Genomic DNA, 8,983 nt, shown 5'->3' on the forward strand with positions numbered 1-8,983 from the left:
GGCCGTGGCCAGAAGCATCGAGGACACTGTCCGCGAGCGCGGACTGACTCTCCTCATGGGCTCCTCCACGGACGACCCCGAGCGCGAACGCGTCCTGACGGACAAGTTCCTCGCCCGCCGCGTCAGCATCCTGATCGTCGTGCCGTCCGTCGGCGCCGACCACTCCCACCTCAAGACCCATCGCGCGGCGGGCCTGCCCGTGATCTTCCTCGACCGCCCGGGAGTGGACCTCGCCACGGACAGCATCGTCAGCTCCAACCGGGCCGGAGCCCATGACGGTGTCGCCCACCTCATCACCCACGGGCACCAGCGGATCGGCTTCGTCGGAGACCTTCCCGAGAAGCTGTACACCCGCCGTGAACGCCTGGCCGGATATCGCTCGGCCTTGCAGAAAGCCGGACTCCCCTACGACCGCTCACTGGTCACCAACGCCCACGACCAGCAGGGCGCCGCGACCGCGACCTCCCAGCTCCTCGACCAGGCCGACCCCCCCACCGCCCTGTTCGCCGGCAACAACATCATGGCGCTCGGCATCGTCGCCGAACTGGCCCGCACCAAACGCAAGCACGTAGCCATCGTCGCCTTCGACGACCTGGTACTAGCCGAAGCCCTTGAACCGGCCCTGACCGTCGTCGCCCAGGACCCCGAAGAGATCGGCAGAACGGCAGCGACCACCGCCCTGAACCGACTCGACGGCGACCACTCCCGCGCCCGCACCGTCACCGTCCCCACCAGACTGATCATTCGAGGCTCGGGCGAGCAACTCGCCCCAAGGCCGTAGGCGGCTTAGGGCGTGCAGATCTTTAACTCGTAGCTTTCCGCTTGGTGGTTCGTTGGGATGGCATGAGCGGGGCGGACGAGCAACGGGACGTGCTGGCGGCGAAGTTCGAGGCGATTTTGCCGCATCTCAACGAGCGGCAGCGTCGTCTGCTGATAGGGGCAGAGGCTCGAGCACTTGGGCACGGTGGGATCAAAGCGATTGCCCGGGCCGCCGGTGTCCGCGAGGGCACGGTGTCGCTGGGTGTGCGGGAACTCGACTGTGGTGAGGGTCCGTTGGGACGGGTCCGCAGAGCTGACGGCGGCCGCAAACGCGTCGTCGACCTCAACCCGGCTCTTCGGGCAGCGCTCCTGGCCCTCGTCGAACCCGACGTCCGCGGGGACCCCATGTCACCGCTGCGCTGGACCACCAAATCCACCCGCAAGCTCGCCGGGGAACTGACCCGTCAGGGTCACAAAGTTGGCGCGGACACGGTGGGTGACCTGCTCCGCGAGGAGGGTTTCAGCCTGCAGAGCAACGCCAAGACCCTGGAGGGCAAGCAGCATCCCGACCGGGACGCCCAGTTCCGCTATCTCAACGAACAGGCCCGCCGGCACCAGGACGGCGGGGAGCCTGTGATCAGTGTGGACACGAAGAAGAAGGAACTGGTCGGCCCGTTCAAGAACAACGGCCGCGAATGGGAGCCCAGAGGCGAACCGGTACGCGTCGACACCCACGACTTCCCCGACCGCGAGCTGGGCAGGGCCGTGCCCTACGGCATCTACGACGTCGCCGCGAACACCGGCTGGGTCAACGTGGGCACCGACCACGACACCGCCGCGTTCGCCGTCGAATCCATCCGCCGCTGGTGGAACGGAGCCGGGCGGGCCGCCTATCCGACGGCCGGCAGACTGCTGATCACCGCCGACGCGGGCGGCTCCAACGGCTATCGCACCCGCACCTGGAAGACCGAACTCGCCCGGTTCGCCGCCGAGAGCGGCCTGGCGATCACCGTCTGCCACCTGCCTCCCGGAACATCGAAATGGAACCGGATCGAGCACCGGCTGTTCTCCCACATCACCATGAACTGGCGCGGAAGGCCCCTGACCAGCCACGAAGTCATCGTCCAGAGCATCGCCGCGACCACCACCAAAAGCGGTCTGACCGTGCACGCCGAACTCGACACCAACTGCTACCCCACCGGCATCCAGGTCAGCGACGGCGAGATCGCCGCTCTTCCGATCGCACGGCACCGCTTCCACGGCGACTGGAACTACACCCTCCACCCCCAGCACCCGCCAGACACCACGGCTGCCAACAGCACGTCAGACCGGACCATGGCGAAGAATCCACATGGCCTGTCCCGGCACTCACTGCAGGACCCCGAACTGACCGGCATGCCCCGCCAACGACTCAACAAGCTCATCGAAGTGCTGACACCTGCGCTGGAGGCTCAATGCGAGCAGGTACTCCGCACACGCCGCGGCCACGAACGCCTGGTCGCCCCCGGCACAGGAGCCAAAACCAAGCTCACCCCGGCCGACCGCATCCTGGCCACCGTGCTCCACCTGCGCAAACTCGCCACCATGGACCTCCTCGGCCAGCTCTTCGGAGTCACCGCCATGACCATCAGCCGAGCGAGTCAGGAAGTCCGCCCACTGCTCGAAGCACACGGCCACCGCATCAGTGCCTCCACCGCCCGCTTCCGCACACCAGCCGACGTCACCACATTCCTCGCTACCGAGCCCACCCAAACCAAGATCAAAAAGACGAGTTAAAGATCTGCACGCCCTTAGTGCAGCGCCTGATCACCACCCACGCAGGTCGCACGTCCGTACGTGCCACTCGAACGTGCGGCTACGGCCGGGCCACGACCGTCACAGCCTGATGACCGCTGCCCCGGCCGGCTGCCTCTCCCCGGCCGTCCGGTTCATGATCGCTTCTCCGGATCCACAGGAGGGGGAGCTCTGATGCTGACCACATTCAGGAGCGCAGTTGCGGCGGCCGTCCTGGCGGGCGCGCTCGTTGCCCCGGTCGCGATGGCGACCGACGCGGCAGCGGCGACGTGCGCCCGGCACACCACGGGCGTGTGCAAGGCCAACTCGCCGCATCCGCGCAGGGCGACGGCGAAGTGCAAGGACGACACCTGGTCCTACAGCGCCCACGCCCGCGGCACCTGCTCGCACCACCGAGGCGTCAAAGTACTGGTACCGCTGAGCAGCAACTGCACGGAGCCCCCCGGCCGCGTCCCCAGGCCCGGGCTCCGTGCAGCGGTGTCGGTGTGCCGGACGTAGAGGTACCGACTCCGCATGCTGGAGCCAGATGCGAAGTGGGTTCGGGTGACGGCCATGTAGGCGGGCCTCCCTTCGGCGCCAAGGAAGGAGATCTCCGGGGTGGCCGGACACGATCGAACGAGGGCTTCACGCTACGGTGAGTGACCGCGTTCGGACACGGGGTACGAGGGTGACTCTTTGAGAATCCGTCGTAAATGCAGGACGCAGGCATGACCACCGTCCCATGGCCGCCTCACGGTCGCTTCGTCGTACCAGAACCGGCACGGCAGGCTCTCCTGCGGCAAGTGGACGGCGCGAGCTGAACTCGATGGTGCGCGGGCCGTGAGCGCTACGGAGGGGCGCCGATTGCCAGGTGGCGGACTCTGTGGGCAAATGGGGGTATCTCTGTCGTTCCGGGACCGGAGGTGCGGCCATGGCACAGCCTCTGGCGGCACTCGCCCCATGACTGCACGCCCGCGCTCCGCCCATCTCGTGGTCGACGAGCGAGCCACCGTCGTGGAGTGGAGCCCAGAGGCCGAGAAGCTTCTCGGCTACTCCGAGAAGGAGGCGCTGGGCCGGCACATCTCCCTGTTCCTGGACCAGGAACAGGGCGGCACGGAAGCAGGCGAACAGATTGCCGCGCGGCACCGGGACGGGCGGCGGGTGGTGGTCCGCGCAGCGGTCGACACCCTGGCCCGGCCCGGTGAGCCCCCGCACTGGACGGTGCGGTTGAGCACGGCGTCGGACACCGCCCAGGACGAGATCGACACCGCACTGCTGCGGGCACTGTTGACCGACTCCCCGCTGGGCGTCCAGGCCGTCGACGGGGACCTGCGCCTGCTGCGCCTGAATCTGTCCGGGCCGGGTGTCCGCGGTGCCGTGGGGCACGAGGCCATCGGCCGGCATGTCCGCGACATCGCGCCAGGCCTGATAGACGAAACGGTCGAGCAGAAGCTGCGCCATACGGTCGAGAGCGGTCAGCCCCTGAGTTTTCTGCACAGGGGACGCCCTCCCTCCGATCCCGCCCACGATCACGTCTACTCCGTGACCCTGCTGCCGCTCAGGGACTCGGCCGGCCGCGCCGTCGGGGCTCTCGTGGCTTCCCAGGACGTGACCGAAGTGGAACAGGCCCGGGCCCGCCTGGACCTCATGGTGGAAGCAGGCGCCCGGATCGGCACCACGCTCGACGTCCGCACCACGGCGCGGGAACTGGCCGCCGCCACGGTTCCAGCCATCGCGGACATCGCCACGATCGAGGTCCTGGACGGGGTCCTCCACGGCGAGGCGTACACACCCGGGCCGGTGGGCAAGCAGACCCGGCTGCGACGCGTGGCCTTGAAGAGCGCCCGGGAACTCGCCGCCCGTGCGGCCTATGACACCGGAGAACTGGTCGAATACCTGCTCCCCTCCCACATCGCCGGCCTGACCGAGCTGCACCCCACCCTGGTGCCGCACCTTCGGCACGGCGAGGCGCCCGCCGACGACCCTCGCACAGCACGCATCCGCGCCGAGGGCGCCCACTCCCTGATGGTCGTCCCGCTCGCCGCCCGCGGTGTGCTCCTCGGCCTGGCCAGCTTCTACCGGGTCCAAGCACCCGATCCGTACGACGAGAGCGACCTGGTCCTGGCCTCCGAACTCTGCGCCCGAGCGGCCGTGTGCCTCGACAACGCGCGTCAGTACACCCGTGAGCACAACGCGGCCCAGGCCCTGCAGCGCACCCTCCTGCCGCGCTCCGCGCCGTCACAGAGCGCAGTGGAGGTGGCCTGGCGGCATGAACCGGCGCAGAGCCCGGGCGACTGGTTCGACGTCATTCCCCTCTCCGGCGCGCGGGTCGCGCTGGTCGTGGGCCGTATGGCCGGCCAAGGGATCGACGCCGCCGCCGCGATGGGGCAACTGTGCATGGCCACCAACACACTCGCCGCCCAGGACCTCGCCCCCGACGAACTTCTCGGCCGACTGCACGACATGGTGACCGGACGCAGCCACGAGTCCACCGACGATCCCCGCGCGGCATCCGCCAGGAACCACATGCAGGGAGCCTCCTGCCTGTACGCGGTCTACGACCCCGTCTCACGCCGCTGCACGCTCGCCCGAGCCGGCCACTCGGCGGCGGTGGTCGTCGACCCGCAGGGCAAGCCCGAGGTCCCCGACATCCCCGAGGGCCCTTTGCTGGGCACAGACCACCCGCCGTACCGGAGCGTGGACCTGCAACTGCGGGAGGGGACCACCCTGGGACTGTTCAACGCCGCTCCGGCACCGCCCAAGAGCGCCGACCCGCCACCTGCTGCCCAGATCCTGGGCCAGATCCTGGGCAGCGATCCCCCTCGCGACCTGGCGGACAGCTGCGAGGCGTTCATCCGTGCCGGCAAACCCACCGAAGACGAGGGCTCCCTCGTGCTGCTGGCCCGCACGCGGGCGCTGGCCACGGACCGGGTGGCGACCTGGACCCTCCCCCCGGACCCGGCGGTCGTCGCCGAGGCCCGGACCATGAGCCTGCGACAACTCGCCGACTGGGGCCTGGAAGACCTGGACTTCTCCACCGAACTCATCGTCAGCGAACTCGTCACCAACGCCATCCGCTACGGGACCGGACCCGTCGGCCTTCGCCTGATCCGTGACCGAGCACTGATCTGCGAGGTCAGCGACGGCAGCAGCACCACTCCCCATCTGCGGTACGCCTACGAGACCGACGAAGGCGGCCGCGGTCTCTTCCTGATCGCTCAGATCGCCCACCGCTGGGGCACCCGCTACTCCGCCCGCGGAAAGACCATCTGGGCCGAACAGGTCATCTCCGGCCCGGACACGACCGGGCCGGAGACGATGCCGTAGGAGGACGCGCAACCGATTTGCCTTCCGCAAGGACGCCCCGGCGTGCGCACCCGCAGATGCGTACCACCGGACTGGCCAACTGTGTCGACCTCGCGCTCCTACTGGGGGCGATCCGTCGGCAGTGGCGGGCTGGGCCCGAACTGCTCATTCATGACGGTTGCACGCCACGCGCAACATCCACCGTGAGGCAGCCATCCATCACCTGCGACGAGCGTGCAGGCCGGACGGCGACGGAGGCAACGAAGAGGTCAAACGTGCCCTCCCGGTCCGGATTGGACCCCGCAAATTGTCACTATGCAGGCCTTATGCGTCGCGGGGTCTGCCGCAACAGGAAGCGACCCGCCTGACGACAGGGCTCCTCCCCGCGTACTGGAGACGCGCGATCGACGAAAGCATCTGGATCCCGCAAGAACCAGCGCCGAAAACGAGCGTGAACGCGAAGCGCTTCGGGATCAGTGGAGGCTCCGGACTGCCCCAAGTTATGCAGGGAGCAGGAGTTGAAGGGCTTCTCCCTTCAAGACCCTCGCCAGGACCGAGGCGGCGGATCAGCAGTCGTCGGCGTGATGACCATCCGAGCAGCCCACGAAGGGCACACCCCCGGTCCGAGGGCGCGAGACGAAGGGCCTGCTCGTGCTCGTCCTCCAGGGTCACAGCCCAAACAATCGCTCGCGCGATTCCTACCGCACACCCACTTGTCGGCGTCGGTTGAACCTGGGTTCTGGATCACTTTCAGTGCCGGAGCCACGGAGGGTCACCACAACCGCGATCATGAACGGCCTCGCGCGGTGAGGAGGACTCTTTTGCGGAGAAGGTCGAAGTTGGCGCGGCCGAACATCTGCCGCTTCAGCATCTTGATCTTGTTGTTCTGGCCCTCGACGGCTCCGGAGCTGTAGCGGAGGCTGAGGCCGGCGATGACGGCGTCGAAGTCCTGGCCCAGGCCGGTGACGAAGGTGTGCAGGGCGGGGAGGTCGTCGGTCTGGACCTGGGTGATCCACTGGTCGAGGTGTTTGCCCTGGCGGTCGTTCATCAACTCGGCGAACGCGCGGACGTGGTGGGCGGTTCGGTCGAGGGCGGGGCAGCGGGCCAGGATCGCTTTGAGCTGCTGGGCCTGGTCGTCGGTGAGGCGGTCGGGATGGCGGGTGAGCCAGCTGGTCACGTTCCGCACGGACGGAGCCTTGCGGGGCGGGGTGGGCGGAAAGTCCGCGCGGAGCTTGGCCACGTAGACCTTCACGACGTTCTCGCCGCCGGGGTAGCCGCGCTCGCGTACTTCCTCGAACAGGCGGCGGGCGACGGTGCAGCCCTCGGCCCACCGCTGGTGCAGGTGGCGTTTGTAGGGGTCGAGGATGCTGGTGCGGCCGGTCCACCGTCCGACCAGGAGTTCGTCCGCACTCGCCACGTGTGCGTAGCGGCGCACGGTGTTGCGGGCCAGTCCCAGCCTGCGGCTGATCTCCCGCATCGCAATGCCTTGTTCGAGCAGAGCGTGCACGGCCTCGTGCTGTTCGCGAACCCGGTCGGACAGGCGGCCGGTGGTCCGCGGTCCCGCGGGAGCCAGGTCGAGGTCCAGCCCTTCCAGGGCTTCGGCAGCCGCCGCAGTGGTGGTGTCCTGGGGCTCGCGCAGCAGGGCACAGTGCTGGACGACGGTCTTCTCGACTGCCTCGGCGAGGTTCGACCAGATGTGCCATCTGTCCGCGACATGCACCGCGTTCGGGGCGCCGAGGCGTCCGGCCTCGGCGTAAGCGGTGGAGCGGTCCCGGCAGATCACCTCGACGCCGGGATGCTCGGCGAGCCATCGGGCCACCGTCGCGGTGGTGCGGTCCGGCAGCAGGTCGACGGGTTGGTGTGTCTCGATGTCGAGCAGGATGGTGCCGTAGTTGTGGCCCTTGCGCAGTGCGAAGTCGTCGACCCCGAGCACTCGCGGTGTCGGGGTCTCGGGGTCCTGCAGGCGGCGGATCAGCCGTAACAGGGTCGAGCGGCTCACTTCGGCCGCCAGCGTGTGGGTCAGGCGGGAACCGGCCCGGCCGGCCAGCATCACCGCCACCCGTTCCAGCACCGTCTGCAGCCCGGCGCTGCGTCGGCCGTGCCGGAACGTCAGTCCGTCGACCTGCTCGGCGAACGTCACCTGCAAGCAGCCCTGTTGAGAGCAGCGGAAGCGCCGGACCCGTAACTCGATCAGCGCCGGACGCCCGCCGACCGCGCTGTCGGCGAGCCGGCGTACGTATCGGCTATGCACCCGGGCCGACGCCGTCCCACACGCCGGACACGCAGCCCGTCCCGCAGCCGTGCGGGCCCGCACGACCACCAACTCGCCGTCGGCTATGACGCTTTCGACCACAACACCTTCGACCTGGTGGAACCACAGGTCCTGGAGGAGTACATCAGCCATGGCCGTTCATGATCGCGGTTGTGGTGACCCTCCGTGGCTCCGGCACTGAAAGTGATCCAGAACCAGGATTCGAGCGACGCCGAGACCACTCAAACTTGCCCTGACCTGCAATTACACCGGACAGAGACAGGAAGAACGGCAAATTCGACCCGGATTCGACCCCGCGGCCCCTCAATGCGGAAATGCTCATGTCTGATCTGCGGCGTTGCAACTTCTGCCGATGTACCACCAGTTTGCGGCGTAATAATCGATACAAAATGCTCAGAGCTGCCATGCCTCACAAAGCGGAACTGTCAAGCTCGACTCAACCATCGCCGGAAAGCGCTCAGCAAGGTCGCTGGCTCAGCGCCCTCCTGATGTCACTCTCTCAGACGGGCACCCGCCCTGAACAGGCAGTTTCCCCAGCCCCTTCCGTAGGGCAGAAGAGGTATTGCGCCCCCGCGACCCCCTTCTGGACGATGTCGCCATCACCCAGCGACGGGAGCCGCCGCCATGCCGCACATCACCGCTTTCGCCAGGAACCAGTGGTACAGCTAGCGCATCTTTCCGACCTGCACTTGTGTGCGGGCGATGAGGCTGTGACCTGCTAGGACGGGTTGCAGAGGCGATCGGAGGCAGTCAGAGGAAATCACTCTGATTCGACCCCGGTTCGACCCGGGTCGCTCAGAGGCAGTCAGAGGGCAACACCCTCTGCAACTGGCCCCTGAGGGACCCGAGTTGACCGGTGTTGATCACGAGTGG

At 68.0% G+C, this 8,983-nt stretch carries 5 protein-coding genes; 4 read left to right on the forward strand and 1 reads right to left on the reverse strand.

Annotation, left to right across the window (positions count from 1 at the left end; all coding sequences use genetic code 11):
- The 4 genes from N4G66_RS44400 to N4G66_RS44415 all read left to right on the forward strand — a co-directional run.
- On the forward strand, nt 1-781 hold a 781-nt coding region (locus N4G66_RS44400), incomplete at its 5' end, for a substrate-binding domain-containing protein (protein WP_261710020.1).
- Between the two features lie 62 nt (nt 782-843).
- Nucleotides 844-2,535, forward strand: a complete 1,692-nt coding sequence (locus N4G66_RS44405; protein WP_261710021.1) for an ISAzo13 family transposase — start codon at nt 844-846, stop codon at nt 2,533-2,535.
- A 192-nt stretch (nt 2,536-2,727) separates the two neighbouring features.
- Nucleotides 2,728-3,051 (forward strand): DUF3761 domain-containing protein, encoded by a 324-nt coding sequence (locus N4G66_RS44410; protein WP_261710022.1) that lies wholly within the window; start codon nt 2,728-2,730, stop codon nt 3,049-3,051.
- Nucleotides 3,052-3,492: 441 nt separating this feature from the next.
- Nucleotides 3,493-5,859: a SpoIIE family protein phosphatase gene (locus tag N4G66_RS44415; RefSeq protein WP_261710023.1), complete on the forward strand. Its 2,367-nt coding sequence runs from the start codon at nt 3,493-3,495 to the stop codon at nt 5,857-5,859.
- Between the two features lie 766 nt (nt 5,860-6,625).
- Here N4G66_RS44415 and N4G66_RS44420 read toward each other — a convergent pair.
- The gene (locus tag N4G66_RS44420; protein WP_261710024.1) at nt 6,626-8,242 is read right to left on the reverse strand and encodes an ISL3 family transposase; all 1,617 of its coding nucleotides are present in this window, start codon (nt 8,240-8,242) and stop codon (nt 6,626-6,628) included.
- Nucleotides 8,243-8,983: the final 741 nt, after the last annotated feature.

The sequence above is a fragment of the Streptomyces rhizosphaerihabitans genome (genome assembly GCF_025399795.1).
In the GTDB taxonomy this organism is placed as follows: domain Bacteria; phylum Actinomycetota; class Actinomycetes; order Streptomycetales; family Streptomycetaceae; genus Streptomyces; species Streptomyces rhizosphaerihabitans.

Coding starts and splice junctions, on each gene's coding strand:
- N4G66_RS44405 (WP_261710021.1), top strand. CDS start 844: ATGAGCGGGGCGGACGAGCAACGGGACGTGCTGGCGGCGAAGTTCGAG.
- N4G66_RS44410 (WP_261710022.1), top strand. CDS start 2,728: ATGCTGACCACATTCAGGAGCGCAGTTGCGGCGGCCGTCCTGGCGGGC.
- N4G66_RS44415 (WP_261710023.1), top strand. CDS start 3,493: ATGACTGCACGCCCGCGCTCCGCCCATCTCGTGGTCGACGAGCGAGCC.
- N4G66_RS44420 (WP_261710024.1), bottom strand. CDS start 8,242: ATGGCTGATGTACTCCTCCAGGACCTGTGGTTCCACCAGGTCGAAGGT.